The organism is Halomonas sp. QHL1 (genome assembly GCF_001882345.1).
Lineage (GTDB): Bacteria > Pseudomonadota > Gammaproteobacteria > Pseudomonadales > Halomonadaceae > Vreelandella.
Window position 1 is genome coordinate 741,002 of sequence record NZ_MINL01000001.1, and the last position, 26,304, is coordinate 767,305.

Annotated in this window: 24 protein-coding genes; 20 read left to right on the plus strand and 4 right to left on the minus strand. The window is 53.6% G+C overall.

The features are described from left to right. The first annotated feature begins 8 nt into the window (after positions 1 to 8). The 6 genes from tolR (at position 9) to QHL1GM_RS03400 (ending at position 5,170) form a co-directional block, all read left to right on the plus strand. On the plus strand, positions 9 to 446 hold the full coding sequence (gene tolR / locus QHL1GM_RS03375; RefSeq protein ID WP_071693214.1) for a protein TolR: 438 nt from the start codon (positions 9 to 11) through the stop codon (positions 444 to 446). A gap of 16 nt (positions 447 to 462) precedes the next feature. Continuing rightward, entirely contained in the window at positions 463 to 1,629 is a 1,167-nt protein-coding gene (gene tolA / locus QHL1GM_RS03380; protein ID WP_071693215.1) for a cell envelope integrity protein TolA, read from the plus strand. Continuing rightward, the gene (tolB, locus tag QHL1GM_RS03385) at positions 1,629 to 2,915 is read left to right on the plus strand and encodes a Tol-Pal system beta propeller repeat protein TolB (protein WP_071693216.1); all 1,287 of its coding nucleotides are present in this window, start codon (positions 1,629 to 1,631) and stop codon (positions 2,913 to 2,915) included. The genes tolA and tolB overlap by 1 nt, the downstream gene beginning before the upstream one ends. A 54-nt stretch (positions 2,916 to 2,969) precedes the next feature. Further along, positions 2,970 to 3,509, plus strand: coding sequence for a peptidoglycan-associated lipoprotein Pal (gene pal / locus QHL1GM_RS03390; protein ID WP_035579258.1), 540 nt, complete (start codon positions 2,970 to 2,972; stop codon positions 3,507 to 3,509). A gap of 80 nt (positions 3,510 to 3,589) precedes the next feature. Continuing rightward, positions 3,590 to 4,384 carry a tol-pal system protein YbgF gene (gene ybgF, locus QHL1GM_RS03395; protein WP_071693217.1) on the plus strand — a complete coding sequence of 265 codons (795 nt, stop codon included), beginning with the start codon at positions 3,590 to 3,592 and terminating at the stop codon, positions 4,382 to 4,384. A gap of 24 nt (positions 4,385 to 4,408) precedes the next feature. Next, positions 4,409 to 5,170 carry a YciK family oxidoreductase gene (locus QHL1GM_RS03400; RefSeq protein WP_071693218.1) on the plus strand — a complete coding sequence of 254 codons (762 nt, stop codon included), beginning with the start codon at positions 4,409 to 4,411 and terminating at the stop codon, positions 5,168 to 5,170. A 45-nt stretch (positions 5,171 to 5,215) separates the two neighbouring features. Here the strand turns inward: QHL1GM_RS03400 and QHL1GM_RS03405 are convergent, their stop codons facing one another. Together QHL1GM_RS03405 and ubiG are read right to left on the minus strand one after the other, a co-directional pair. Further along, positions 5,216 to 5,884, minus strand: coding sequence for an HAD-IA family hydrolase (locus tag QHL1GM_RS03405; RefSeq protein ID WP_071693219.1), 669 nt, complete (start codon positions 5,882 to 5,884; stop codon positions 5,216 to 5,218). Then, the gene (ubiG, locus tag QHL1GM_RS03410; protein ID WP_071693220.1) at positions 5,885 to 6,628 is read right to left on the minus strand and encodes a bifunctional 2-polyprenyl-6-hydroxyphenol methylase/3-demethylubiquinol 3-O-methyltransferase UbiG; all 744 of its coding nucleotides are present in this window, start codon (positions 6,626 to 6,628) and stop codon (positions 5,885 to 5,887) included. Positions 6,629 to 6,779: 151 nt separating this feature from the next. On the opposite strand from ubiG, the gene galU reads away from it, so the two are divergent. The 7 genes from galU to QHL1GM_RS03445 all read left to right on the plus strand — a co-directional run bounded on the left by galU (position 6,780) and on the right by QHL1GM_RS03445 (position 17,057). Next, a complete protein-coding gene (gene galU / locus QHL1GM_RS03415) occupies positions 6,780 to 7,670 on the plus strand; it encodes a UTP--glucose-1-phosphate uridylyltransferase GalU (RefSeq protein WP_071693221.1) in 891 nt (296 codons plus the stop codon). Between the two features lie 3 nt (positions 7,671 to 7,673). Next, the gene (locus QHL1GM_RS03420; protein WP_071693222.1) at positions 7,674 to 8,966 is read left to right on the plus strand and encodes a nucleotide sugar dehydrogenase; all 1,293 of its coding nucleotides are present in this window, start codon (positions 7,674 to 7,676) and stop codon (positions 8,964 to 8,966) included. A gap of 9 nt (positions 8,967 to 8,975) precedes the next feature. Continuing rightward, positions 8,976 to 9,797, plus strand: a complete 822-nt coding sequence (locus QHL1GM_RS03425; protein ID WP_071693223.1) for a hypothetical protein — start codon at positions 8,976 to 8,978, stop codon at positions 9,795 to 9,797. Positions 9,798 to 9,901: 104 nt separating this feature from the next. Beyond that, complete coding sequence (locus tag QHL1GM_RS03430; protein ID WP_071693224.1) at positions 9,902 to 11,755, plus strand: autotransporter assembly complex family protein; 1,854 nt, start codon at positions 9,902 to 9,904, stop codon at positions 11,753 to 11,755. Positions 11,756 to 11,803: 48 nt separating this feature from the next. Then, positions 11,804 to 15,835: a translocation/assembly module TamB domain-containing protein gene (locus QHL1GM_RS03435; protein ID WP_071695898.1), complete on the plus strand. Its 4,032-nt coding sequence runs from the start codon at positions 11,804 to 11,806 to the stop codon at positions 15,833 to 15,835. A gap of 11 nt (positions 15,836 to 15,846) precedes the next feature. Continuing rightward, positions 15,847 to 16,479 carry a peptide-methionine (S)-S-oxide reductase MsrA gene (gene msrA, locus QHL1GM_RS03440; RefSeq protein ID WP_071693225.1) on the plus strand — a complete coding sequence of 211 codons (633 nt, stop codon included), beginning with the start codon at positions 15,847 to 15,849 and terminating at the stop codon, positions 16,477 to 16,479. 50 nt (positions 16,480 to 16,529) lie between these two features. Further along, a complete protein-coding gene (locus QHL1GM_RS03445; protein ID WP_071693226.1) occupies positions 16,530 to 17,057 on the plus strand; it encodes a cytochrome c in 528 nt (175 codons plus the stop codon). A 42-nt stretch (positions 17,058 to 17,099) separates the two neighbouring features. Here the strand turns inward: QHL1GM_RS03445 and can are convergent, their stop codons facing one another. Next, positions 17,100 to 17,747 (minus strand): carbonate dehydratase, encoded by a 648-nt coding sequence (gene can, locus QHL1GM_RS03450; RefSeq protein ID WP_071693227.1) that lies wholly within the window; start codon positions 17,745 to 17,747, stop codon positions 17,100 to 17,102. Between the two features lie 203 nt (positions 17,748 to 17,950). On the opposite strand from can, the gene gorA reads away from it, so the two are divergent. The 4 genes from gorA (at position 17,951) to QHL1GM_RS03470 (ending at position 21,976) form a co-directional block, all read left to right on the plus strand. Next, on the plus strand, positions 17,951 to 19,333 hold the full coding sequence (gene gorA, locus QHL1GM_RS03455; protein ID WP_071693228.1) for a glutathione-disulfide reductase: 1,383 nt from the start codon (positions 17,951 to 17,953) through the stop codon (positions 19,331 to 19,333). 205 nt (positions 19,334 to 19,538) lie between these two features. Further along, positions 19,539 to 20,117, plus strand: coding sequence for a diaminobutyrate acetyltransferase (ectA, locus tag QHL1GM_RS03460; RefSeq protein WP_071693229.1), 579 nt, complete (start codon positions 19,539 to 19,541; stop codon positions 20,115 to 20,117). A 109-nt stretch (positions 20,118 to 20,226) separates the two neighbouring features. Continuing rightward, positions 20,227 to 21,495, plus strand: coding sequence for a diaminobutyrate--2-oxoglutarate transaminase (gene ectB, locus QHL1GM_RS03465; protein WP_071693230.1), 1,269 nt, complete (start codon positions 20,227 to 20,229; stop codon positions 21,493 to 21,495). A 91-nt stretch (positions 21,496 to 21,586) separates the two neighbouring features. Then, entirely contained in the window at positions 21,587 to 21,976 is a 390-nt protein-coding gene (locus QHL1GM_RS03470; RefSeq protein ID WP_007114243.1) for an ectoine synthase, read from the plus strand. Between the two features lie 130 nt (positions 21,977 to 22,106). Here QHL1GM_RS03470 and QHL1GM_RS03475 read toward each other — a convergent pair whose 3' ends face one another. Then, a complete protein-coding gene (locus QHL1GM_RS03475) occupies positions 22,107 to 22,637 on the minus strand; it encodes a DUF3833 domain-containing protein (RefSeq protein WP_071693231.1) in 531 nt (176 codons plus the stop codon). A gap of 238 nt (positions 22,638 to 22,875) precedes the next feature. On the opposite strand from QHL1GM_RS03475, the gene QHL1GM_RS03480 reads away from it, so the two are divergent. Genes QHL1GM_RS03480 through QHL1GM_RS03490 form a run of 3 tightly spaced genes read left to right on the plus strand, consistent with a single transcriptional unit; the run spans position 22,876 to position 26,279 of the window. After that, positions 22,876 to 23,712: an ATP-dependent zinc protease gene (locus QHL1GM_RS03480; protein WP_071693232.1), complete on the plus strand. Its 837-nt coding sequence runs from the start codon at positions 22,876 to 22,878 to the stop codon at positions 23,710 to 23,712. 33 nt (positions 23,713 to 23,745) lie between these two features. Next, positions 23,746 to 25,269 carry an inactive transglutaminase family protein gene (locus tag QHL1GM_RS03485; protein WP_071693233.1) on the plus strand — a complete coding sequence of 508 codons (1,524 nt, stop codon included), beginning with the start codon at positions 23,746 to 23,748 and terminating at the stop codon, positions 25,267 to 25,269. Further along, the gene (locus QHL1GM_RS03490) at positions 25,266 to 26,279 is read left to right on the plus strand and encodes an alpha-L-glutamate ligase-like protein (RefSeq protein ID WP_071693234.1); all 1,014 of its coding nucleotides are present in this window, start codon (positions 25,266 to 25,268) and stop codon (positions 26,277 to 26,279) included. The genes QHL1GM_RS03485 and QHL1GM_RS03490 overlap by 4 nt, the downstream gene beginning before the upstream one ends. The last annotated feature ends 25 nt before the right edge of the window (positions 26,280 to 26,304 follow it).

A 26,304-nucleotide genomic window follows, 5' to 3' on the forward strand; every position in this document is an offset into this window, starting at 1 on the left:
AGAGAGCCATGCAAGGACCATTCAATCGTAGCGGTAAAAGCAAGCCGATGGCGGAGATTAACGTTGTCCCTTTCATTGACATCATGCTGGTACTGCTGGTGGTTTTCATGATCACCGCGCCCATGTTGACCCAGGGCGTACAAGTTGAGTTGCCGCAAGTCACCTCTCAGCCCATTGAGACCCAGGAAGATAATGATCCCATCATTATCTCGGTTAATCGCGACGGTGGGTACTTCATCACGCTGGGGGAAGACTCCACGTCGGTCACGCTGGATGAGATGTCCTCAAGAGTGACAACGATTCTAGAGCGTCGGCCAGGTACACCCGTGATGGTGCGCGGTGACCAAAATGTGGCCTACGGACAGATTGTCGTCTTGATGAGTACCCTGCAAGGCGCTGGTGTGGCTAACGTGGGGCTGCTTTCTGAGCCGCCACAAGATGGGTAAGGGCAAGGCGCAGCACATGGCACTGAAAACCCCGCGCGATCCTCAAGATGTCGGCTACAAGTGGCCGACTGTTCTGGCGGTAGGCGTGCACGTCGCGATTGTAGCGTTTAGTTTGATCAGTCTACCTAGTCGCGACGCAGAGCCTGACAGCTCCTCAATTGTGCAGGCGACGTTGGTAAGTACCGAAACGTTTACCAATCAGGCACAGCAGTCAACAGAAGAGCAGGCGGCGATGAATGCGCCCGCCGAAGCCCCTACCGAGCCTGAAGCACCGGAAGAGCCTTCAGCCAGTGAAGAGCAGGCCGCTGCCGAACAGCAAGCCGCAGATGATGCGGCCCAGCAGGCGGCGGAAGCAGAGGCGCAAGCGTTAGAAGAAGCACGTGCGGCCGCGGAGAATGAGGCCCAGCGCAGAGCTGAAGAAGCGGCTGAGCAGGCTGAACAGCAGGCGGCCGAAGCGGCTGAACGTGAAGCCGAAGCGGAAGCTGCCGCACAGCGCCAGCGTGAAGTGGAAGAGGCGCAACGCCAGCAGGAAGCCGCAGAGCAACAGCAACGCGAAGAGGCGGAAGCAGAACGCCAACGCGAAGCGGAAGAGCAGCAGCGCCGTGAGGCGGAAGAAGCCGAACGTCAGCGTGAAGCGGCAGAACAACTGCAGCGCGAAGAAGCTGAAGCAGAAAGCCAGCGTGAAGCCGAAGAACAGCGTCTTCGCGAGCAAGAGGAGGCGCAGCGGGAGCAGGAGGCTGAAGCACAGCGACAACGCGAAGCGGAAGAGCAGCAGCGCCGTGAAGCAGAAGCTGAGCGCCAACGTGAAGCTGCGGAAGCTGCAGAGGCGGCTATGCAACGCCAACTCGCCGGTGAGGCCGAAGCGGCTGCCAATGCCCAACAGGCTGAACAAGCGGCTAATAGCTTTATTAACATTGTTCGTCGTGCTGTTGAGCAGGCCTGGGTGATTCCGCCCGGTGCAAGTGATGCGATGAGTGCTACCCTACAGGTACGGCTAGGGCCTTCAGGAGAGTTGTTGGCAACGTCGATTGTGACATCAAGCGGCGATAGTGCTTTTGACCGGTCTGTGATGCAGGCCGTGGAACATGCTGCACCGTTTGGTGAATTGCGAGATTTACCAGCCGATCAGCAGCGTAATTTACGTCAGTTTAATCTGCGATTTACTCCAGGAGATGTTCGCTGATGCATAGCTTGAGCAAAGTGTGGTTGTTCTGTCTGTTGCTGCTAGTCAGCAGTGCGGCAAGTGCTAACTTAACCATTGAGATCACGCGAGGCAGCGATCAAGCGCTGCCAATTGGGGTGGTGCCGTTCGCTGGTTCAGACGGTCTACCCGAAGATGTCGCACAGATTGTTCAAGATGACCTTGAGCGCAGTGGCTATTTTGCCCCCTTAGCGCGTAGCGCTATGTTTGAGCAACCTAGCCAATCTGATGATGTTCAGTTTGACACCTGGCGTTCGCTAGATGTGCGCTATCTGGTCGTCGGCCAGGCAGAACAAACTGACGGTGGCTTTGAGCTTCAGTTTGAACTGATGGATATCAGCGGACAGCGTCGAATGATTGGTGAAACTGTAACAGTGAGAGGCGATGACCTGCGTGGCGCGGCACACTATATCAGCGATCAAATCTTTGAAGAGATTACCGATATCCGCGGCGCTTTCTCCACCAAAATTGCCTATGTCACTGCTCAGGGTATCGGTGACGATATGCAGTTTGGTCTGTACGTTGCCGACGCCGATGGCCGACGCAGCGAGCAGGTGTTGACCTCTGATGAGCCTATAATGTCACCAGCGTGGTCACCCGATGGTACCAAGCTCGCCTATGTCTCCTTTGAGACTGAGCGCCCGGCAATCTATATTCAGGATGTGGCTACTGGCCAGCGCGTGCAAGCGACCTCGTTTGAAGGCATTAACGGCGCACCGGCATGGTCACCAGACGGTCGACGTATCGCCATGTCACTGTCTAAAGATGGCCAGCCTGAAATTTACATCATGGATGTTGGCAGCCGTTCCGCAGAGCGCATCACCAACAATAACAGCATCGATACTGAGCCAGCATGGGCGCCAGATGGCCAAAGCCTGCTGTTTACCTCCGATCGTAGCGGTGGTCCCCAGCTTTACCAGTATTCATTGGGTGGGGGCGAGGCCCAGCGCCTGACATTTACCGGTAACTACAACGCCCGTGGTCGCTACTCGCCGGATGGTGAGCAGATATTTTTGATCCACCGCTCAAGCAATGGTTATCAAGTGGCAAGGCAGGATCTAAGCGGTGACCGCTTAGTGGTATTAAGTGAATCAACAAGAGATGAATCTCCTAGTGTTGCGCCGAACGGGACCATGGTAATCTTCGCTACCCAACAGGGTGGTAATGGGGTGCTTAGTGCTGTTTCAGCAGATGGTCGCTCATCATTTAGGTTGCCATCAGCACAAGGTGATGTACGTGATCCAGCTTGGTCACCCTTCTTAAATTGATCAAATTAGTCGATAAACATCGAAATTTTTAGTTTTCAGGCAAGGAGTCTGATTATGCAACTTAAACCGTTGGCTCGCTCATTAGCAGCAGCGCTATCTATCGTGGTAATCGCTGGCTGTTCCAGCACCGGCGGAACCCAAGACGGTGACTCGTACGGTAGCCAGGATGGCAGCACGACCGGTTCCAGCACTTCGGGTACAGGCACGGGTAGTCAGTATGGTTCCACATCTGGTTCAGGCGCTGGTCAGCAGGCTGATTCACGCATCCCAGAAGTACGCACCATCTATTTCGATTACGACCGCGATACAATTAAGAGCGAGTACGAATCCGTTGTAATGGCACACGCGCGCTATTTGCGTGCCAACCCTAATGCTCAAGTGGTACTCCACGGACATACCGATGAACGCGGTACCCGTGAATACAACATGGCGCTAGGTGAGCGTCGTGCCGGTGCAGTAGAACGCTTCCTGAATATTCAGGGTGTTTCTTCTTCACAAATGAGCGTGGTTAGCTATGGTGAAGAGCGTCCGGCCGTCAATGGCCAAGACGAGAGCGCTTACGCTCAGAACCGTCGCGTCGTATTTAACTACTAAGCATTTAACAATTGAATGCTTAACCACTGATGAATCCGGCGTGCGGCTAACCGCACGCCGTTTACGTCTCCGGAGTCATCATGAATCACAGTCTCAAGCGTTTTATTGAGAGGCTGTGCGGTGCGGGAGCCATAGTGCTCCCGCTATCCGTATTGCCTTTAACGGCCGCCGCTCAACAGCCACTCGTGCAAGACCTATCCAACTCTTCCAACAGCAGCTTCTATCAGCAGACGCAGCGCCAGGAAGCATCCAGCGGCAATCTTGTGCTGTTTAACCAGGTACAGGAGCACCAGCAGGAAATTCAGCAGCTACGCGGTCAGATTGAAGAGCTTCGTCACCAGTTGGAACAGCTGCGTCGCCAATCACAGCAGCAGTATCTCGATATTGAAGATCGACTGATGAGCAGCGGCCCAACTCAGATTGAGCAGTCAACCCCAGCGGTAGAGCCTGCAGCCGCCGAGGAAGTTGTCAATGCGCCTTCTACCCGCAACGTAAGTGAGGGTGCCCAAGCCGATTACCAAGCCGCCTTCGGACATGTTCAGGCGCGCCGTTTTGACGAAGCGATCGCGGCCTTTGAGGCCTTCGTTACCGATCACCCTGATACTAGTCTAACGGCTAATGGTCACTACTGGCTGGGCGAGCTATATGCTGCGGAAGGCGAGCTGGATGCCGCTGACCAAGCGTTTAGCCGTGTGATCGATGAATATAGCGGCAGTAGTAAAGTGCCGGATGCGATCTATAAGCTAGGCTTAGTGAAAGCGCGTAAAGGCGAAGCAGAGCGCAGCCGTGAGCTACTTGAGCAAGTGCGCGATGACTACCCGCAAAGCAGTGCCGCGGGCCTTGCCAATGACTTTTTACGCCAATCAGCAAGTTAAAATTTTTTGCTTCAAGGAATCAGCATGAGCTGCAAGATCGACTATCAACCAGCGCCCAACCTATTGGAAAATCGCATCGTGTTGGTAACCGGCGCAGGGGACGGGATTGGCCGTGCGGCAGCGTTGAGCTATGCCCAACACGGAGCAACCGTGATTCTATTGGGGCGCACTATTGCCAAGTTAGAGCGCGTTTATGATGAAATCGAAGCCGCTGGGGGCCCGCAGCCAGCGATTTTCCCGCTCAATTTTGAAGGCGCCACGTTAAAAGATTTTCATGATATGGCGGAAACGCTGGATAAAGAGTTTGGCCGCTTGGACGGTTTGCTGCATAACGCCGGGCTGTTGGGTCGTATCACGCCTTTCGAGCAGTATAATCCGGAGCTTTGGCAGCAGGTAATGCAGGTGAACATTAACGGACCAATCTGGATGACCCAAGCGCTATTGCCTCTGCTGCAAGCGTCTGACGATGCATCGGTCATTTTTACCTCCTCCAGCGTCGGCCGTAAAGGCCGCGCCTATTGGGGGGCATACTCGGTCTCTAAGTTCGCCACCGAAGGGTTTGTCGAGGTGTTGGCCGACGAGTTGGATAACCAAACCAATGTACGCGTTAATTCTCTCAATCCTGGGGCTACGCGCACTCAAATGCGGCGTACCGCGTTTCCCGGTGAGGATCCCTTCACTTTGCGCACGCCGGAAGACATCATGCCTACATACTTATGGCTTATGGGGCCAGACAGTAAAGGCACCAACGGCCAAAAGCTTGATGCCCAGCCACCACGGGTATAGCGCTTACTTTTAAAACCCTTATCTGCCAGTCGATGCCCGAGGTACTTAGCGTTTAAATTCGTTCAGGGCATCGACCAGTGCGTGGCACTCTCCAAACCACAAGTCAGCAGGCCACTGCTGATAGTCATCCTCTTCGCTGATATAGCCGTAGCCAACGGCCACGGCGGTCATGCCTGCGGCGACGGCCGCCTCGATATCCCGGGCGTGATCGCCGATATACCAGCACTGCTCAGGTTCAACGCCTAGTCGCCGGGCAGCTTCCCAGAGTGGCTCAGGGGCTGGCTTTTTAACACTCAGATCATCCGCACACAGCAGGGCGCCGGGCTGGAGCGCTAATGCGTTTAATAACGGTAGCGTATAGCGGCGAGGTTTATTGGTTACAATCCCCCAGGGCCGCTGGTTACCATGCCACTCTTTCAGCCATACATCGAGCGGCGAAAAAACCTGGCTATACACGGCCACTGCCTGCTCGTAGGCATCCAGCAGAAACTGCCGTGCTTGAATATGTCCGTCCGCTTTCGCTTCTAAACCCAGCGCCAGCGTAACTAGCGCGCTACCACCATTAGAGACCTGTCGACGGATCACTTCAAAGGGAAGCGGCTCTAACCCGTGATGAGTACGTAGTGCATTGGTAGCTCGGGCCAAATCGGGGGCGGTATCGACCAGGGTGCCGTCTAAATCGAAGAGAATCGCTTGGGGCGCTTGCATCGGCATTTATTCGCTCACCTTACGGCAGTACATCATGTAGTTGACCGAGACATCATGGCCAACTAAACGGTAGTGTCGGGTTAGCGGGTTATAGGTAAGACCTGTCTGTTCACGTACTTCTAAACCACTGTCGCGTGACCAAGCGGCCATTTCTGAAGGGCGGATAAATTTCGAATAGTTATGCGTACCCCGGGGCAGCAGTCTAAGCACGTACTCGGCGCCTAGTATTGCGAATGCGTAGGACTTGGCAGTGCGATTCAGCGTAGAAAAGAACACATAGCCACCTGGGCGAACCAAGGCACTGCAGGCTCGAATGACAGAGGCGGGATCGGGTACGTGCTCAAGCATCTCCATGCAGGTCACTACATCGTAAAAGCCGGGCTTTTGAATCGCCATGGCTTCCACACTGATGTGCTGATAATCAACCTCAACGCCGCGTTCTTCCGCGTGCAGCCTAGCCACCGCTAGTGGCGCTTCACCCAGATCAATGCCGGTTACTTTCGCCCCGCGATTGGCCATCGATTCACTCAAAATGCCGCCGCCACACCCCACATCCAGCACTTTTTTACCCGCCAGCCCTGCGCGCGCATCAATAAAATCGAGGCGCAAAGGGTTAATCTCGTGGAGCGGTTTAAATTCACCCTGCGGATCCCACCAGCGGCTAGCGAGCGCTTCAAATTTAGCGACTTCGGCGGCATCGACGTTGCCTTGATAGTGACCAGCAGTGCTATCCTGTGGTGTCGCTTGCATGTTTTGACTCCCATTGTCATTGAGCATTAAGCGAAAAGTTGACGCTTAATCACTGGTTATCGTCCATTGGCGAGGTGGCATCCATCCACGCCTTCAGTATTATGGACATTCTAACCACTCCTGTGTCGGAACGCATGAAAAGGACCTCTCTATGATTCGCAAGGCCGTACTTCCTGTTGCTGGGTTTGGCACCCGCTGCTTGCCGGCTTCGAAGGCTATTCCCAAGGAGATGATTACGATTGTTGATAGGCCAGTCATTCAATATGTGGTCGAAGAGGCGATTGCCGCGGGTATTCGCGAGATAGTGCTGGTCACCAGTAGCAACAAAAGCGCTATCGAAAACCACTTCGACACCCACGCCGAGCTTGAAGCCAGCCTGGAAGCGAAGGGTAAGCACGAGCTTTTGGCGATGCTACGCAACTTAGTGCCTGATGATGTCAGCATTATCAGTATTCGTCAGGGTGTTCCGTTAGGGCTGGGTCACGCGGTGCTATGCGCTCGCCCGATCATTGGTGACAATGAGCCTTTTGCTGTGCTGCTTCCCGATGTGCTGGTCGATAATAGTGCCAACGAGTCGACCGATTTGGCCGGCATGTTGGCGGCGTATGATCAGCAGCAAACGGCGCAGCTGATGGTAGAAGAGGTAGCCTGGGAGCAAGTTGAGAAATATGGCATCGTGGCGCCAGCCGGTGACGTGCCTGCCCCAAATCAATCGGCAGATCTAGTGGGTATGGTGGAAAAGCCGAAGCGTGATGCGGCGCCCTCAAATCTAGCAGTGATTGGTCGTTATGCGCTGCCAGGCCATATTTTCCCTATTTTAGAAGCAACACAGCCCGGTGCGGGCGGTGAAATTCAACTCACCGATGCGCTGGAGACCCTGCGCGAACAGTCGGGCGTTCAGGCATACCGTATGCAGGGCACTACCTATGACTGTGGTCAGCCGCTGGGTTACCTTGAAGCCACGCTTGCCTATGCGCGTCGTCACCCTGAGTTTGGTGAGGGTTTCCAAGCCCTGCTATCACGTTACCAACAGGGAGAGTAACCCATGCGGGTGTTACTTTACGGTAGCGAATTGAGCGCAGCGACAGCCGCCGCTGCGTTGGCCTGGGTGGGGCATCAGGTGCAGTGGTTGCCACACGCTGATGCCCCCTGGTCAGCACTTTCCCAAGTAGATTGGCTCCGCAGCGAACCTCAACTGATGGCGCATCTGGAGCATGGCCTTGCGGAAGGGACGCTGCAGGTCATTGAGCAGCTTAAAGAGGCCCACACGCCTGAAGTGATCTGGCTGGCGTTATCTCCTGCGCAGCGTAGTTCAGCCAGTGCGCTGGTTGAAGACCCGCTGCTGGTCGATCAGCACGGCATCGTGCTTATCAATAATTCAACGTTCCCGGTTGGCGAGACCGAGCGCCTGCATGCGCTGATGGGCATGCAGCACACCAGCGTGGCGCTCCCTGATACGTTGGAAGAGGGACGGGCGTGGGACTCGTTTACCCGCCCCACACGGCGGCTATTAGGCTGCGACGATGCCACTGGTGAGCAGGTGACCAGGGAGCTCTTACGCGCCTTTAACCGCCGCAGCGAGGTATTTCAGTGTATGCCGCGCCGCGCTGCCGAGCTCACCAAACTGGCTATTAATGGCATGCTCGCCACGCGCATCAGTTATATGAATGAAATTGCGGGCTTGGCTGATACCCTGGGGGTGGATGTTGAGCATGTCCGCCAGGGGATGGGCGCCGACTCACGCATCGGGTTTGAGTATCTCTACCCCGGTTGTGGGTTTGGTGGGCCGAACTTCTCCCGGGACTTGATGCGTCTGGCCGATGTTCAGCTGCAAAGCGGCCGCTATTCAGCACTGCTTGAGCAGGTAATGGATATTAACGAACAGAAGAAAGAGACCCTATTCCGTAAGCTCTGGGCTCACTTTGCGGGCGAGTTGGCAGGTAAAACAGTGGCAATATGGGGCGCGGCGTTCAAGCCTGGCACCGCGCGTATTGACCACGCGCCAGTGTTAACGCTGCTCGAGGCACTTTGGGCGCAGGGTGTTCATGTTCAACTCCACGACCCGGCGGCAGTGCCTGCGCTTCACGCCTTGGTAGGCGAGCGTGACGACCTGCGCACCTATACGCATGACCCCTACCAAGCCTGTGAGGGAGCCGATGTACTGATGCTGGTGACCGAATGGAAAACGTATTGGAACCCAGACTGGCACCGACTCGGCGCACTACTAAACGCTAAGCTCGTCTTAGATGGACGCAATATTTACGACCCTGAGTTTGTTGCCAGCTGTGGATTAATGTACCGAGGTATTGGCCGTCGTGCCGACCCGAAGACTCTTTGAGGAAATGTCATGCCAGACGCCACCGCATCCTCTCGTATAGTGCCCGATGTGGATCAAAGCTTGACGGCGCACCACTTGCGTCACCGAAAGGGGCCCACGCTATGGCCACTATGGCTATCTTTGCTACTGATTATTGCGCTAATGGGCGCAGCGGCGGCTGGACTTTGGTACGAACGTGAACGACTGTTAGATGAGTTGCATCGGGTGAGTGGGGAAGTCTCCAATGTGCATGCTCGGTTGGATTCGGATGACACTGGCGTACAAGATACGATAACCTTTGTACAAGCTCAGATGTCGACTCTTTTCCAAGAGCAGGAGCAGCTATCAATGTCGTTGGCCGCTACCCGGGAAGAGTTATACGGTTTTCTCACTTCTAGCGAGGATACGGTCTCTAGTGATTCCATCAACACACTGGTGCAGCAGTTGTCTCAGCTTAGAGAGCAAGCCGAACTGCGCGATAGTCAATTAATGGCGGTGCGGGAATCTCTTGACGCCTTGGAACAAACGGGGTCGTCGGGCCGTCAAAACCTTGTTCAGGAAGTGTCTCATCTGGAGCAATTGACCGACCAGCGCATTGAGGGACTGGATAGCCAGCTCAACAGTATCAGTAGCGCTTGGGAAGAGCAGCTGGCGGCGCAAAGAACCGCGATAGAGGCCCGTTTTGATGAGCTGGAAACATCCGTTGCAGAGATAGAGGCACCAGTAGATCAAGCAGCCCTGGAAGCGTTGGAGCAGGAGTGGTCTCAACGGCTTAATTCGCTGGAAAGCGATGTGCGTCAAGTGCGTCAGGCACAGCTTGCCTTCAGTGCTCAGTTAGAAATGTTGCGTTAATGAGTCTCATTGGAAGTATGAGTGTGATTGCTTAATTTTTAACATGCTAATGCGTTGAAATGCTTAGGCGATGAAGCCGCTGATTTAGGTTTGGATAAAAATGTATGGGAAGACAACGGCGATGGACATCAGCCACAGAGCGCACCTTTACAGTCGTGCTATCGCTGCTGTGCGTTTCACCTGGCGCATGGGCATTAGAAGCGACTATCGAGGGTGTTTCTGATGAGGTCGAAGGCAATATTCAAGCCTATTTACAGAACATCGATGCGGCACAATACACCGAGGTGCGTTTAGAGGGCGAGATTCGTCGGCGTACCGAGGAAGCAATGCGTGTTTATGGCTATTACGAACCTGAAATAACGCTTGAACGCGCCACTGATGAACGTGCGTGGCTTGAAATCGAGCCCGGCCCTCAGGTTGAGATTGAAATTCTGTCAATCAATGTGGAAGGCGATGCGAGTGAAGACCCGCCTTTCCAACAGGCCGTAGAAGACTTTCCCCTGGAAGAAGGGGATGTGTTACGGCATGCCCCCTGGGATCGATTAAGCAGCCAATTTTCAGGATTGGCTATCGAGCGTGGCTACTTTGACTGGGGCTTTACAGATCGGCGCATGGAAGTGCGTCCGTACCTACAAAGTGCGCGCCTCTATATGGGTTTTGACAGTGGCCCCCGCTACCAATTTGGTGAATCCTCCATTATAGGCAGCCATATTGAGCTTGATCGGCTGCGTCGCATGCAGCCCTTTGAGCGAGGCGACCCCTATTTGGCACAGGCCCTGGCAGACTATAATCAATCGCTTGCTGAAACCGGCTGGTTTAGCTCGGTGTCAGTGCGCCCGCGCCTTGAAACAGCTCAAGAATTAACCATCGCTCCCTCTGGTGGTGGTGATCCTTGGTGGAGTGAAGCCACCGCCTCTCAGCCAGAGCGCCCGCGAGTCACCAGTGCTGCTTTGGCCAGCGCGCTTGGTCTCAATACCTCCAGTGATAAACAGCTGCCTATCGACGTCACTGTTGAACCCGCTGATCGTCACCAGTTTGAAGTGGGTGTGGGCTACGCCACCGATGTAGGGCCGAGGCTGCGTTTCGGCTGGGAACAGCCATGGATTAATCGCTATGGTCATAGCCTTGATCATGACCTCTATTTATCCGCTCCGGAGCAGCGATTTACCGGCGTATATAACGTGCCGCTTGAGGATCCACTTCGCGATAGTTATCGGCTTCAATATGGCATCCGTAATATCGACGATAGTGATACCCAGTCGCTAGAAGGTACCGTCGAGCTGGCCCGGCGATGGGAGTTTGATAACGATTGGGTCCAAACGGTCTATTTCCGCACTACCTATGAGGACTTCGAACAGGGCGGTGAAGCGGATCAAGTGTGGCTCTTCTATCCAGGTATCCAGTGGTCGCGTACGCGGACACGCCCTCAGCGCTTTCCATTATGGGGTGATCGTCAGCAGCTCTCGTTAGAGTATTCCGATACCGTTTGGGGCTCGGATGCAACATTCGCCCGCATCACGGGGGATACGGAGTGGATCCGTATGATCGGCAACGACAATCGCTTCTTGGCGCGTATTAGTTTAGGCGCCATTGAAACCGATGACTTTGCCAAAATACCACCATCGCTGCGTTTTTTCGCGGGTGGTGACCGCAGCGTGCGTGGTTACTCCTATGAGAGCTTATCTCCCCGCAACGAAGAGGGACGGCTACGCGGTGGGCAGCAAATGCTCACCTCGACTCTGGAATATCAGCGTCGAGTAACGGGGGATTGGTGGGGCGCCACCTTTATAGATAACGGCGATGCATTTGATAACTGGGGGCCTAATGATTTGAAAACGGGCGCCGGGGCCGGGGTGCGCTGGGTCTCGCCGGTGGGGCCCATTCGCTTTGACATCGCCCACCCTTTTGACCACGAAGACGATTGGCGTTTGCACTTTTCCATCGGACCGGAATTCTAGGAGAAAGACTTGTCGCAGGTTGCACCAGCTACGTCTGATAAACGCCGTATGTTGTCTCCCAAATATCGCGTCTGGCTCCTGTTCTGGAGCCTTGTGCGACTCGTGATCGTACTGCCTATTTGGCTGTTCGGCATTGTGGCGCTGATTGTGGGGATAGCGTTATCACCCTGGGGCACCGGCGTGCTGCTCTCCCAGGGAGAACAGCGCGATTTTTTCTCCTATGCACATCATGAAGGTGGCTTGCTCGACCATTTTCAGCTCGAAGATTTCCAGCTACAGCTGGGCGAAACTCGCGTAAACGTGGATGAGTTCGAACTGCAGTGGGCGGATGACTGTGTGCTGTCAGGGCGCTTATGCATCGATACGCTGCGTGTGGTAGGCGCCGACATCCGGCTAGGTTCATCCGGTGAGCAAGCGCCACCTCCCGAAGAAGCAGGGAGCCCGCTGGCTATTCGTTTTCCTTTTCCCATCGAACTTCGTTCGCTACTGCTGGACGATGTTAGCCTTAGGCTTGCCGATGGTACCGAAGTGGCGTGGCGCTCATTAAGTTCGGCGGCCCTTGCTGAAGGAAACTCGGTACGACTCTCGCCAACGCACCTGGAGCAACCCCGCCTATACTTGCCACCATCGTCGGGCGTTCTGCTAACTCAAGGCATTGAAACAACGCTTTATGCTGAAGCTATCGATGCCGCCATCTTGCTCAATCAACCACCCCAAGAGGTCCAGGCGGCGGTGGATACGCCAGAACAGCAGCTCGAAGAACGCGAGCGCCTGGAACTACCGGATATCACGCTACCGGTAGATATCCAAATACCTGAATTCACGCTCAACGATTTCCGATTGGAAGGAGCCACCGAGTACCGCGTTGAGCGACTGCGGCTTGGGTTGTTAACCGAAGGTGATAACGTCGAAGTAACTGAGCTTTCCGTTGTTACCCCGGATGTAGAGGCTGAATTAACCGCGAGCGCCACCTTAACCGGAAATTACCCACTCGAAGCACGTTTAGCCGTCGAACTGTTTTTACCTGAGATATACCCAGAGTTAAGTGGTGAATCTTTAATCTTGACGCTGTCTGGCCCACTGGATGCACTTGAAGCCCAGTTGGATGCATCCGGTGCGGTCAATGCGTCACTAAGCGGTCAAGTCGACGCACTCGCCCCGACGCTGCCGTTTCAACTGCAGCTGCAAAGTGACCAAGTGCAGTGGCCTTTGCCTGTCAGCGAAGATATCAGTAGAGATGAAAGCGTCGATGACAGCACTGAAAACGCGACAGCCCAAGGCGAAGCTTCCACCGAGCCTTATATAGTCGATGGCCTGGATCTACAGTTAACCGGCAGCCTAAGCGATTATAGTGCTCAGTTAGCTATGACGGTTGAGGGCCCGAGCCTGCCGCGCACGCAAATTAGCGTCACCGGCGAGGGCGATCTAGAACAGTTCAGCTGGCAACCGCTCACCCTCGCAGTCGACGAAAGCTCCCTGCGCAGCGCAGGCAACATCAGCTGGGTAGCACCGCTACAGGTCAATACGACTATCCGTCTGGATCAGTTTAACCCTGCCCACTTCGTGGATCAGCTAGAGGGTAATTTAAACGGTGATATTGAGCTTACGCTGAGTCAGCAAGAGGACGAGTGGGCGATTAGCGTACCCAATTTAGCGATTGACGGTGAGCTGCGCGACTACCCACTAACCCTGCAAGCGGCTTTTGATGCTAACAGCAACCTGGAACTGGATATTGAGGAGTTGTTGTTTACCCAAGGGGATAATCGTTTAGAGGCGGCTGGACAAATCAGTGAACAGGCCATGTCGTTAAACGCCGATATTGCGCTGCGCCAGTTGCAAACGCTCTCCCCGGACTTGGCGGGCACTATCGTGGGCACGCTAGAGGCCAGCGGCAGTTTTAATCAGCCGCAATTACTCGCCAATTTACAGGGTGATGGCGTGCGTTTTGGCCAAAATCGCATTGAACGGCTTGCCTTAGATGCCGATGTGCAGGGTATCGATGACCCTATCCTCGACGTACAACTGGCACTACAAAACGTCAATGCCGGGGGGCAGGCACTTACTAATATTGAGGCCAATCTTGCCGGACGCCTCTCTGAACATCAGCTTGAACTGACCGCCCAAGGCGCCAACAACAGCGTTCTAAGCCGTGCGCAGCTTGCTTTAGCTGGCCGTTTCGACCAACAGGGCCAGCTGTATCAAGCTCGTGTTACTCCTCTGGAAATCGATTCTGACGCGGGGGATATTCGTCTTGAAGCGCCCCTAGACCTGCGCTATGACCTGGCCAATGGTCAGGCGCGCCTGTCACCGTTCTGTCTGCGCCGTGAGCAGGGCGGGTTGGTCTGTTCTGAAGAGGAGATCAATGCGTCTGCGCAACAGGGCAACGCCGTGCTTTCGGTGCGGGAAGTGCCGATGGAAATGCTGGAGCCCTTTTTGCCGGAAGAGTGGCAATTAGAGGGTGATACAACGGCGGATCTCGTCGCCAACTGGGGCCAGGGCGGTGCCCAATGGCAGGCAGATCTACAAATTCTTAGCGAACTCGCGATTACCGCCGTGAACGATTATGGTCAGCCTGTGCAACTGCCGGAAATCAGTTTAGACGCTCAGATTGAAGCCAACCAAGCCCAGGCGGATGCCAATGTATCTCTCTCGCTTGCCGAGGCGGGTGACCTCAACTTAGATTTGTCGGTCAACGACCCACTTGGGGCCGGCGCATTATCCGGTGAGCTGCGCGCCAACAATGTATCGTTACAGCCTTATCGGCCCATGCTGGTGGGGATGGAACGATTGGAAGGCGATCTTAGCGGCAGTGTCCAAATTAGCGGTTCGAGCGCTGCGCCGGACTTACAGGGTCAGCTTGGACTGCGCGGCATAGGGGTAAGTGGCCCGGATATACCTGTCGATGTTCAAGATGGTGAACTGGTGGTCTCTTTCGACGGTGAACAGGGAGATATTGACGGTTATCTGGCCGCTGAGCGCGGGCGTATGGAAATCACCGGTGACGCTTATTGGCCAAGCGGCGATGGTTGGCGAATTGGTGTTGACCTGAATGCCGTCCAAGAGCCTATTTTGGTCGTATTGCCCCAGTTCGGCCGGCTTGAGGTAGCCCCTGATATACGTATCCGGGTTACGCCGGAAAGACTGCAGGTGAGAGGGGATGTCAATTTGCCCTGGGCACGGCTTGAAATTGGCGATATGCCCTCATCGGCCGTCACGCCGAGTGGCGATGAAGTGATTATTACCGAGCGCGATGATCGCCAGGCGGAAATTGAGGCTCAGCGAGCGGCTGCCAATGAGGATGGCCCCAGCGCCGCGGACGAGCTTGCTGCTACCGGCATGGCTATTGATGTGCTGGTGACGTTAACGCTGGGCAGTGATATGCAAATTTCAGCCTACGGTTTGGAATCTGGCTTGGGAGGCTCACTGGAAATTCGTCAAAGCAGCGGGGCGTTGCAGCTGTTTGGCGATGTTAATTTGGTTGATGGCCGTTTCCAAGCGTTCGGCCAAGACCTGGTTATTCGCCGTGGTGAGCTGCTGTTTAGTGGACCGCCAGATCTACCTACACTCGACTTCGAGGCCATTCGTAACCCTGACGTTACCGAAGATGATGTCATCGCAGGCTTGCGGGTAACAGGCAGCGCCGAAGCGCCGAACGTCCTGATCTTTTCTGAACCGGCGATGGATGAATCCCGTGCGCTCTCTTATCTATTACGGGGTCGCGCGCCGGATTCCTCAGGTGGCGGTGTTGATAGCGCACTAACCACTGCTTTAATTGGTATGTCATTAGGGCGCACCGGTGGTGCGGTGGGCTCCATTGGTGAAGCCTTCGGTATTGAAGATTTAACTCTGGATACCGCTGGGGCCGGCGACGACAGCCAAGTCGCTGTCAGTGGCCAGCTCACCGACGATTTAAGGATTAGTTACGGCGTGGGAATTTTCTCGCCGATTGCCGAACTAACACTACGCTACACGCTGTGGCGTAACCTTTATGTACAGGCCGTATCGGGTACCAGCCAAGCGGTGGATTTAATCTACACTTTTACCCGTTCCGGTGATCCTGAGATCATACAACAGCAATAAGTGAGGGCGAAATGTCATTGTTTTCAAAAACGTTTTCAAGTGCTAGCCGTGTACTACCTGGGCGCGATGCGCCCATAGAGACAAGCGACGTACATACCATTAATGGCCATTCGCTACATACGCCATTTCCCGAAGGCCACGAGGAAATCGTGCTAGGTATGGGCTGCTTCTGGGGCGTTGAGCGTCTGTTTTGGCAGTTGCCCGGCGTATATGTCACTGCAGCGGGTTATGCCGGCGGAGAGACACCTAACCCTACCTATGAAGAGACGTGCACTGGGCGTACTGGCCACACCGAAGTGGTGAGGGTGATTTATGACCCACAGCAAGTTGAGTTGGAAACGCTGCTGCAGGTTTTCTGGGAACAGCACGACCCGACCCAGGGAAATCGCCAGGGTAACGACATTGGCTCGCAGTATCGCTCCGCCATTTTTACCACCAGCCAAGCGCAGCAAATGGCAGCCGAACAGAGCGCAGCAGCCTATCAACAGGCGCTCGACAAAGCGGGCAGAGGGCCGATCACCACCGAGATAAAGCCGCTAGAAACGTTTTATTACGCGGAGGCCTACCATCAGCAGTATCTGGATAAAAACCCCAATGGCTACTGCGGGCTAAAAGGTACTGGCGTCACCTGCCCAATCGGTTAAAAATCGTATTATTAACTATTTAACCAACGATTCATCGACAGGAAGCCGTTATGCAGCAACGTTATCACCAGAAGTGGGCTTCCCCGCGCGGCGCGCTAGCCAGCGCCTTGGCATTATTGCTTTGCACGCCGCTGGTTTGGGCAGGCGAGGAGGCGAGTGCGCCAGCTATGCCCCAAGCCGTTAGCGACACGCCATTCGCAAGCGAACGCGAAGCCGTTATTTGGCGCCGCGAGGAGCTTAAAGATATTGAGAGTCTGGTGCGACAGCTACGCTTTGATCTGATTAACAATCAAGATATAGAGGCCGCCACGCCGCGCCTTCTCGAGCTACAAGAGCGCGCCAGCGCACAACGTTTGCTGCCTGCGTTTATAGCGGGCACCCACGGCAGTGGTTCCGAGGCGCGAGCCTCAATTTGGGAGGAGTGGGAGGACTTTGGCGCTGGTTTTATCGACCTCGAAGGTAAAATCGCCAATTTAATAGAGGTGGCCGAACAAGAGAATCCCCGTGACACTACACGCGCGCTTTCAGAGGTAGGTGCCAGCTGTAAGAGCTGTCATCGCACCTACCGCTACGACTAGCGTAGCGGCAAGTGCTGGAGAAATGGGCGCGGAGGAGGGCGTTTAGTCGCCTTGCTGAACGCGATCAATGCGGTAAAGCGTTTCTACCTGTTCTAAGCCACTTACAGTGCAATTAAGATCTTTAACGCGGCCATCACTTAACCCGTAGACCCAGCCATGCACTGAGATCTGCTGTCCACGCTGCCAAGCGCGCTGCAAAATCTTGGTGCGGCATAAACTATTAACTTGGGCTTTAACGTTGAGCTCACACATGCGATCGATTTGATCTTCAAGTGGGAGATGATCCAGCGAATTCCTGTGGTGGTTGTACTGTTCGCGCACCGAGTGCAGCCAGTAATCCACTACGCCACATTCGCCTCCCATCATGGCAGCCTTGATGCCCCCGCAACCATAGTGACCGACGATCATAATATGGCTGACTTTAAGAACATCCACCGCGTACTGAACCACCGAGAGGGCGTTCATGTCGGTGTGGTGAAGCAAGTTGGCGACGTTGCGGTGTACAAAAACTTCCCCGGGCGGGAGTGCAATAATTTGATTCGCTGGCACGCGGCTGTCGGAGCAGCCAATCCATAAATAATCGGGGTTCTGCTGGTTCGACAAGCGTTTAAAATAGTCGGGGTCTTCTTCGCACATGCGCTCAGCCCAGGCGCGATTATTATCGAGTAGCGTCGCAATAGGGTCAGACATAGCGTCTCCAGAAATGTTAAAGGGCGTCAAAGCGGATGATCAAGGCCCTACTCAGGGTGAAATTAGGCCGTGTATGACGTAGGCCAGTACAGAATAGCAGAAGAAGGTTTTAACCTTCCCAGGTAGTCAGGTCAACCACTGGACTTGGCCAATGGGCAACACGATATTGATTCATACGAATTCTAACTCCCCAGGAGCAAATCATGGCAGACGTTTCTGAATACGAATATGACCTTCTGGTTATTGGCGCAGGCTCTGGAGGGGTACGCGCGGCGCGAATGGCCGCGGCTACCGGCGCCAAAGTGGCCATTGCCGAAGATCGCTATTTGGGCGGAACCTGCGTCAATGTCGGCTGTGTGCCCAAGAAGCTTTACTCCTACGCTGCCCATTTCCATGACAGCTTTGATGATGCGGCAGGTTTTGGCTGGCAGTTGCCTGGCCCCGCCAGCTTCGATTGGGCCACACTACGTGACAACAAAATCAGTGAAATCAAGCGTCTAAATGGCATCTATCAACGCATGCTGGAAGGCGCTGGAGTGACACTCTTCAACGCCAGAGCACGCCTGGCCGATGCGCACACGGTGACGTTAAGCGGCGAGCATGGCGATACATCGGTGACTGCTCAAAAAATCGTTCTCGCTACCGGTGGATGGCCCTGGGTGCCCGACTTTCCCGGCAGTGAACACGCACTGGATTCCAATCAGATTTTTGATCTGGATACGTTTCCTAAGCGCTTTTTAGTGCTGGGCGGGGGTTACATTGCGGTGGAATTTTCGAGCATCTTTAATGGACTGGGCAGCGAGACGCACCTCATCTACCGGGGCGAGCTGTTTTTGAAAGGCTTTGATCAACAGGTTCGCGAGTTCACTTGCGCTGAAATGGAAAGAAAGGGGGTCTACCTCCACTTCAACACTAACATCGAGCGTATTGAACCCAGCCAGGACGGCTACAATGTTCATCTTACCAACGGCGATGTGCTTGAAGTCGATGTGGTGCTTGCAGCCACTGGGCGGAAAGCCAATATTCGTGACTTAGGACTTGAAGCGTTGGGATTATGCTTGGATGACGCGGGCAAAATCCCCGTAAACGAGCGGTTTGAAACAGCGCTGCCTTCAGTTTTAGCGTTAGGCGACTTGATTGATGGGCCTGAATTAACGCCGGTCGCGCTGGCAGAGGCGATGCAGCTTGTCGATATTCATTTTGCCGATACGGTTCCCCAGCCGTTGGATTACAGTACGATTCCTACCGCCGTTTTTTGCCATCCTAATATCAGTACCGTAGGGCTTTCCGAAGAGGCCGCACGGGATAAATTTACCAATATACGTGTGTATAGCACCGATTTTCGGGCCATGAAGCACACGCTGTCGGGTAGTCATGAGCGCACCTTAATGAAGCTGATCGTGGACGATGCCACCGATGTAGTCGTCGGGGCCCATATGGTTGGTGATGATGCGGGTGAAATCATTCAGGGAATTGCTATCGCGGTAAGGGCTGGTCTTACCAAGCAGGACTTTGACCGCACCGTGGGCATTCACCCTACGGGGGCGGAGGAGTTCGTCACGCTACGTACGCTCACGCGTACTTAACAACACTCAAGGATAGGCGTGCCAATGGCGCGCCTTTTTTGTCAGCTGCTTGCGCTATTCTAAAGGTGATAGCGGTGAGCGGTGATTGCATCATCCTCTCATAACAGAAAATTATGGAAAGCGAGACGGAGAATAATATGGCTTTTGAATTGCTCATAATCAGCTGTTATAATGATCATCAAATTCGCTACAGCGAAGCATAACTATGAGCACGCCGACACAACCTTTTACTCCGTCTGCTGACCTTGCTAGACCAACAGTGGCTGATGCTGTCGTGGGTCATGCGGAGACACCGCTGTTTATTCGCAAACCCAATGCGGATGATGGATGGGGAGTTTACGAGCTTATTAAAGCCTGCCCGCCGCTGGATGTGAATTCCGCCTATGCCTACCTGCTGCTTGCGACCCAATTTCGTGACACCTGTGCAGTGGCGACCAATGAAGAGGGCGAAATCGTTGGTTTTGTGTCTGGTTACGTCAAGGACAACGCTCCTGACACCTACTTTCTATGGCAAGTGGCTGTCGGTGAAAAGGCGCGTGGTACCGGGCTAGCGCGGCGCTTGGTCGAGGCGATTATGTCGCGCCCCGAACTTGACGATGTGCATCATCTTGAAACCACCATCACGCCAGACAATCTAGCCTCTTGGGGCTTGTTTCGTCGCTTGGCTGCACGCTGGCATGCGCCGCTTAACAGCCGCGAATACTTCTCTACCGAACAGCTCGGAGGAGAGCATGATCCGGAAAACCTGGTTCGTATTGGCCCGTTCCAAACAGACCGCATCTAATACACCGCTTTTAAACGGTAAACACGTATTGGACTTACTGTTTTTCCCGCTCATGTTGCTCCGGGCAAGCAACGCCTAAAGGCAAACTGATCAACTAAGGAGGTCGCTAATGCAGACCCAGACGCTTGAACGCATGGAATCCAATGTACGTACTTATTCTCGTTCATTTCCGGTGGTATTTACCAAAGCGCAAAATGCGCGTCTAACCGATGAGAATGGCCGTGAGTACATTGATTTCCTCGCCGGCGCGGGCACGCTTAATTACGGCCACAACAATCCTCACATGAAGCAGGCGATGATTGATTACCTGTCGACTGACGGTGTTGTTCACGGTTTGGATATGTGGACCAATGCCAAGCGTGATTATTTGGAAACGCTTGAAGAGGTTATTTTTAAGCCGCGTGGGCTTGACTACAAAGTGCATCTGCCTGGGCCAACCGGTACCAATGCCGTGGAAGCCGCTATCCGCCTAGCTCGAGTGGCTAAAGGACGCCATAATATTGTCACTTTCACCAATGGTTTCCACGGTGTCACCATGGGTGCTTTGGCGACTACGGGTAATCGTAAATTCCGCGAAGCGACCGGCGGTATACCCACTCAGGGCGCTAGCTTCCTGCCTTTTGATGGCTACATGGGTGAGCATACCGACACCCTGGATTATTTTGAAAAACTGCTCGGCGACAAATCTGGCGGTTTGGATATACCGGCGGGTGTCATCATTGAAACCGTGCAAGGCGAGGGCGGTATTAACGTTGCGGGCCTAGAGTGGCTTAAACGCCTGGAAGGAATCTGCAAAGCCCACGATATTCTGCTGATTATTGATGATATCCAGGCAGGCTGTGGCCGGACCGGTAAGTTCTTTAGCTTCGAGCATGCGGGTATTACGCCCGACATTATTACCAACTCCAAATCGCTCTCCGGTTTTGGCCTGCCGTTTGCGCATGTACTGATGCGGCCAGAACTGGATAAGTGGAAGCCGGGTCAATATAACGGCACTTTCCGTGGTTTCAGCTTGGCGATGGTGACAGCCACAGCCGCGTTGAAAAAGTACTGGACTAATGACACCTTTGAACGCGATGTTCAGCGTAAAGGACGCATTGTAGAAGAGCGCTTCCAGAAACTAGCGGCACTATTGACGGAGCACGGCATGCCCGCCACGGAGCGTGGTCGCGGTTTGATGCGCGGCATCGACGTAGTGTCTGGTGACATCGCCGATAAAATTACCAGTAAAGCTTTTGAACACGGGCTGGTGATTGAAACCAGTGGTCAGGACGGCGAAGTGGTTAAGTGCCTGTGCCCGCTAACCATTAGCGATGAAGACCTGATGGAAGGTTTGGATATTCTCGAAATGTGTGTAAAAACTGTTGCTAGCGAGTAATTAAGCGTTACGCTGAAGCAGTAAGCTCAATAGTTTTAGTCAAGGATATAGCGGCTGGTAATCGCCAGCCGCTTTGCAACGGAGTACTCCTATGATCGTTCGTAATATTGAAGAAGCGCGTAAAACAGAGCGTCTAGTGACCGCCGAAAATGGCAACTGGGACAGCACGCGCCTGGTGTTGGCCAACGACGGTGGGAACTTTTCTTTTCATATCACGCGAATTTTCGAGGGCACTGAAACACATATTCACTACAAACATCACTATGAGTCTGTGTACTGCATCGAAGGCGAAGGCGAGGTGGAAACCCTAGCGGATGGCAAAATTTGGCCTATCAAGCCGGGCGATATCTACATCCTTGACCAGCATGATGAACATTTGCTGCGGGCACATAAAACCATGCACCTAGCATGTGTATTTACACCGCCAATTACGGGCAACGAAGTTCACCAGGAAGACGGCTCATACGCACCTTCTGAATAGCTACAGCACTTAACGAACGCTTTGTTGTCTCAAGAGTAGACAAGCAATGGAAAAAGCAGTCTGCTAAAGTAGGCTGCTTTTTTTGCTAAGTATTTGTTTTTCTGTGATTAAATCCTGTTTTAACAAAGGGTTATGATTTATCAAATACTAGCGTAATTTCACCAAGCGTGAAGCCAAATTTGCGCATGGCGGTTCGATTAATCAAGCGGCCATCCGGCTGAAGGTACATCCAGTCATCCATGGTGAATGAGATCATTCGACCATCGATTTCGACCTCTAACGGATAGCGCATGTGGAAAGCGTGACCGTATTGACGTGCTTCGACTTGGCCCTCCACGTCATTGGCAGTGCCAATCCAACGGTGCTCATCGATTCGGTCAAATGTCCAAACGCGTCTATCGGTTTCACCGTCTGAAAACACGAAAGACTCGTCCAGTGTCAGGGTGTTATCTTCGTAACTGCCTTGGATCTCCACGGTAAAACGTCGCTGTACCTCGCCGGAGTAATCCTGCACCATGCCCCAGGCTCGGGTGGTGCCCGCAAAGTATTCGGCGATATCCAAACGAGGTTCAGAGTCAGCGTAGTCTTCAATATCAACGCCAGCACAACCAGCCAACACAAAAAGTAGTGCGAAAAAGCTAATACGCAGTGAGCGGATCATAAGTCATTTCCTATATGAAAACGGATATCGGTACAATTGTGGTAAAATATTTTAATAGCATAGAACACCTCAGAGCTTATGACTACAGCGTACGGACGAGTTCGCTTAATATATATTATGTTAAATCAAATAAACTAAGCTTCTGTAAATTGGTATCCGAAAAGCTGTGATGGCGTTGGACACTAGTCTCCCATCTCCTTATCATTCCCCAACCTATTGTCCAAGGATATCTCTTGATATGCGCCCAGGTGTTTTGTGGCTTATAGCTGGCTTGTCACTTTCGATCGCAGGTTGTGCAGCAACCAAGCCGGAAACGAATCAACCGCCCCCTTTAAGTGAAGCCTCATTCAATTCTCGTATCCTGGAATTAGAAAGCCAGTTAGCGCAGCAATGCGACACAGGTACGGAGCTGCAGGAACGCCAACTTGATCAGCAGCAAACACTGACTGCCGATATGCGTGAAGTGGGCAGTTTGCTGCGCTACCTTCGCCAGGATGTGCAGCAGTTAGAAGCCATGCGTGAAGAGCCTGTCATCATCCGTGAAGAGTGTGAAATTGACGAGAGTTTGACCACTAAAACCCTATTGGGGCGCAACGAGTGGGTAGGTTTTCCGAGCCTAGGAACGTATTTAAAAGCGCGTGTCGATTCCGGTGCCAACACATCTTCACTTTCAGCGGACGAAATAACGCCTTTTGAGCGCGATGGCGAAGACTGGGTACGTTTCAAATTGGCGCTTAACGAAGAAGATGTAGCCGTAGATTCACAGCGAGAAGAGTGGATTGAAGCGCCAATCGTTCGCCGAGTACGCATTATTCAAGCTTCCGGTGAAGAGTCACGCCCGGTCATTTCTCTATTAATGACCCTAGGACCAATTCGCGAAAATGTCGAATTCACGCTCAATAACCGCTCTCATCTCGATTACCCGGTGCTGCTTGGACGGCGCTTTATAATGGATATAGCGTTGATTGACGTCGCTAGCACCTATTTACATGACCGCCCCGAGTTTCCTGGTGGCGAGCCAGCGGAACAAGCTGGTGAAGATGAAGCGGTTGATGAAGACGATAGCGAAGAGTAACCGCTCTGACGCTTTACGAAGAAAGGAATCTCCATGTCACGGTTAATGTTTTATATTATTGTCGGCTTCCTGCTAGTCGTAGGTGTTGCTACCAGCGTGCATCGCCATGTGCAGTTTGAGATTCCCTGGCTGCCCGGTGAACAGCGTCAGGTGTGGGAAATTGAGGCTGGCATTACTTTTAATGCTCAGGATGGTCCCGTTCAGGTCGACTTGGCTTTGCCATCACACCAGGCTGGCTACCGTGTATTGACTGAAAACACGGCTTCATCTGGGTATGGGCTTGCATACCAGGCGGATGAATTGGGCCGTACTGCCCGCTGGACTATTCGCGAAGCCGTGGGTAGCCAAATGCTTTACTACTCGGTGCAAATGCTGGTATCTCAAGATGCGCGTTCACCGGTACAGACACCTCCTGAAGCGCCCGCTAGCACGCCCTGGGAAAGCCCCTATGACACGGCGGCCAGCCAGCTAATTGAGCAAGCTTGGGCACGCAGTGCCAATAACGCTACCTTTGCTCGCGAGCTAATCCTCGATATTAACGGTGAGCGCCAGGGTGAAAATGCGCGGCTGCTGCTTTCACAAGAAAACCCTGCGGCGCTAGTGGTTCGGTTACTCAACCAAGCGGGCGTTCAAGCTCGTGAGGTAAGTGGTCTGCTGCTGGAAGATGGGCGTCGTCGCCAAACGCTAAGCAGTTGGATTCAGGTGTTTGATGAAACTGGCGAAGAGTGGGCCATTTTTCACCCGCTGACGGGTGAGCAAGGCAAACCGGATAATTTGCTGCTGTGGGAAACCGGTGGCAGAGCCGTGTTGGAAGTTCAGGGCGGCACCAATTCCCGGGTCACCTTCTCCATGATGACCCATGATCAGCCTGCTTCGGCGGCGGTACGTAATCACTACTCTGAAGACACGCTGCTGAATTTCTCCATCCACAGCCTGCCACTGGAAGAGCAAGCTCTGTTCCAAACTATCTTGCTCATTCCCATTGGCGCGTTAATGGTGGTTTTTTTGCGTGTGCTGGTGGGCATTAAAACGTCCGGTACCTTTATGCCGGTATTGATCGCCCTCGCCTTCATTCAAACCACCCTTCCCACCGGCTTGATTGGTTTCCTGCTCATCGTTGCCGTTGGTCTGATTATTCGTAACTATCTTTCCTACTTGAATTTATTGCTTGTAGCCAGGGTCTCGGCGGTAATAATAACGGTGATTGCGATTATCTCGATCTTCACCGTGCTGGCCTACCGTATGGGGCTTAGTGCTGGCTTAACGATTACCTTCTTCCCGATGATCATTTTGGCCTGGACCATTGAGCGCATGTCGATTCTATGGGAAGAGGAAGGCCCTAAGCAGGTGTTAATCCAAGGCGGCGGCAGTTTGATCACGGCTGTCCTTGCCTACCTGGCGATGAATAACCCCTGGGTGCGCCACATTACCTTCAACTTCCTTGGTGTTCAGTTGATATTGATGGCGTTGATCTTGCTGCTGGGCAATTACACCGGCTACCGTTTACTAGAGCTGCGCCGCTTCAAACCAATCACTGACGATGAGAAGCCCTCATGAGTTGGCTGAAGAACTGGACGTGGCCCACGCGCTTGCGGGATAAAGGCATTATCGGCATGAATCGCCGCAATATTCGCTACATTGGGCGATATAATAGCCGCCGTCTCTATCCCCTGGTCGATGACAAGCTTAAAACCAAGTTACTGGCTCAACAGTATGGGATTACCACGCCCGAACTGATTGGCACGGTAACGACACAGTTTGGCGTTAAGCACATTGGCGCGATGCTCACGGGGCACGCAGGTTTTGTCATCAAGCCTGCCAAGGGGAGCGGCGGCAAAGGCATACTGGTGATTGAAAAAGTTGAAGATAATAACTTTATCAAACCCAGTGGTGCGAAACAGACGCTTGTTGATATTGAACGTCACGTTTCGAATATTTTGTCCGGCCTCTACTCATTGGGCGGCTCACCCGATGTGGCGGTGATTGAAACGCTGATTAATTTCGATGAAAGCCTGATGGATTACACCTATGAAGGGGTTCCCGATATCCGGGTTATCGTCTTCAAGGGTTACCCCGTTATGGCCATGATGCGTCTCTCCACCGCGGCATCCGACGGCAAGGCTAACCTGCACCAAGGGGCAGTGGGCGTTGGCTTGAACATTGCGACTGGTGCTGCCCTGCGCGCCGTTCAATTTGATAGGCCCTGCTTTAGCCACCCGGACACGGGGCACGATCTGGCAAGCCTGGTCGTACCCCAGTGGGAAACGCTGCTTAACTTGGCGGCGGGATGTTATGAAATGACCGGGCTAGGCTATCTAGGTACTGATATGGTGCTGGATCGTAAGTATGGTCCTATGCTGCTTGAGCTTAACGCGCGGCCCGGTTTGGCTATTCAAATGACCAATGGTGAGGGTTTGCGCCGCCGCCTTGATCTCATTGAGCGTCAACCCGACAACGTGCCCCCGAAACAACGAGTGGCCTTTGCCCAACACCATTTTGCGCGGCAAAGTGAGCTGGTAGACAGCGAGTCGGTAGAAAGCTCTGACACCTCGTCCACCGGCGCGTAGACTACTAACGAGAGCTAGGCTAACA

Coding starts and splice junctions, on each gene's coding strand:
- gorA (WP_071693228.1), top strand. CDS start 17,951: ATGGCAGACGTTTCTGAATACGAATATGACCTTCTGGTTATTGGCGCA.
- QHL1GM_RS03480 (WP_071693232.1), top strand. CDS start 22,876: ATGCGCCCAGGTGTTTTGTGGCTTATAGCTGGCTTGTCACTTTCGATC.
- ectA (WP_071693229.1), top strand. CDS start 19,539: ATGAGCACGCCGACACAACCTTTTACTCCGTCTGCTGACCTTGCTAGA.
- can (WP_071693227.1), bottom strand. CDS start 17,747: ATGTCTGACCCTATTGCGACGCTACTCGATAATAATCGCGCCTGGGCT.
- QHL1GM_RS03435 (WP_071695898.1), top strand. CDS start 11,804: ATGTTGTCTCCCAAATATCGCGTCTGGCTCCTGTTCTGGAGCCTTGTG.
- pal (WP_035579258.1), top strand. CDS start 2,970: ATGCAACTTAAACCGTTGGCTCGCTCATTAGCAGCAGCGCTATCTATC.
- QHL1GM_RS03475 (WP_071693231.1), bottom strand. CDS start 22,637: ATGATCCGCTCACTGCGTATTAGCTTTTTCGCACTACTTTTTGTGTTG.
- QHL1GM_RS03485 (WP_071693233.1), top strand. CDS start 23,746: ATGTCACGGTTAATGTTTTATATTATTGTCGGCTTCCTGCTAGTCGTA.
- ectB (WP_071693230.1), top strand. CDS start 20,227: ATGCAGACCCAGACGCTTGAACGCATGGAATCCAATGTACGTACTTAT.
- msrA (WP_071693225.1), top strand. CDS start 15,847: ATGTCATTGTTTTCAAAAACGTTTTCAAGTGCTAGCCGTGTACTACCT.
- QHL1GM_RS03425 (WP_071693223.1), top strand. CDS start 8,976: ATGCCAGACGCCACCGCATCCTCTCGTATAGTGCCCGATGTGGATCAA.
- QHL1GM_RS03430 (WP_071693224.1), top strand. CDS start 9,902: ATGGGAAGACAACGGCGATGGACATCAGCCACAGAGCGCACCTTTACA.
- tolA (WP_071693215.1), top strand. CDS start 463: ATGGCACTGAAAACCCCGCGCGATCCTCAAGATGTCGGCTACAAGTGG.
- ubiG (WP_071693220.1), bottom strand. CDS start 6,628: ATGCAAGCGACACCACAGGATAGCACTGCTGGTCACTATCAAGGCAAC.
- QHL1GM_RS03490 (WP_071693234.1), top strand. CDS start 25,266: ATGAGTTGGCTGAAGAACTGGACGTGGCCCACGCGCTTGCGGGATAAA.
- QHL1GM_RS03445 (WP_071693226.1), top strand. CDS start 16,530: ATGCAGCAACGTTATCACCAGAAGTGGGCTTCCCCGCGCGGCGCGCTA.
- QHL1GM_RS03405 (WP_071693219.1), bottom strand. CDS start 5,884: ATGCCGATGCAAGCGCCCCAAGCGATTCTCTTCGATTTAGACGGCACC.
- QHL1GM_RS03470 (WP_007114243.1), top strand. CDS start 21,587: ATGATCGTTCGTAATATTGAAGAAGCGCGTAAAACAGAGCGTCTAGTG.
- tolB (WP_071693216.1), top strand. CDS start 1,629: ATGCATAGCTTGAGCAAAGTGTGGTTGTTCTGTCTGTTGCTGCTAGTC.
- QHL1GM_RS03400 (WP_071693218.1), top strand. CDS start 4,409: ATGAGCTGCAAGATCGACTATCAACCAGCGCCCAACCTATTGGAAAAT.
- tolR (WP_071693214.1), top strand. CDS start 9: ATGCAAGGACCATTCAATCGTAGCGGTAAAAGCAAGCCGATGGCGGAG.
- QHL1GM_RS03420 (WP_071693222.1), top strand. CDS start 7,674: ATGCGGGTGTTACTTTACGGTAGCGAATTGAGCGCAGCGACAGCCGCC.
- galU (WP_071693221.1), top strand. CDS start 6,780: ATGATTCGCAAGGCCGTACTTCCTGTTGCTGGGTTTGGCACCCGCTGC.
- ybgF (WP_071693217.1), top strand. CDS start 3,590: ATGAATCACAGTCTCAAGCGTTTTATTGAGAGGCTGTGCGGTGCGGGA.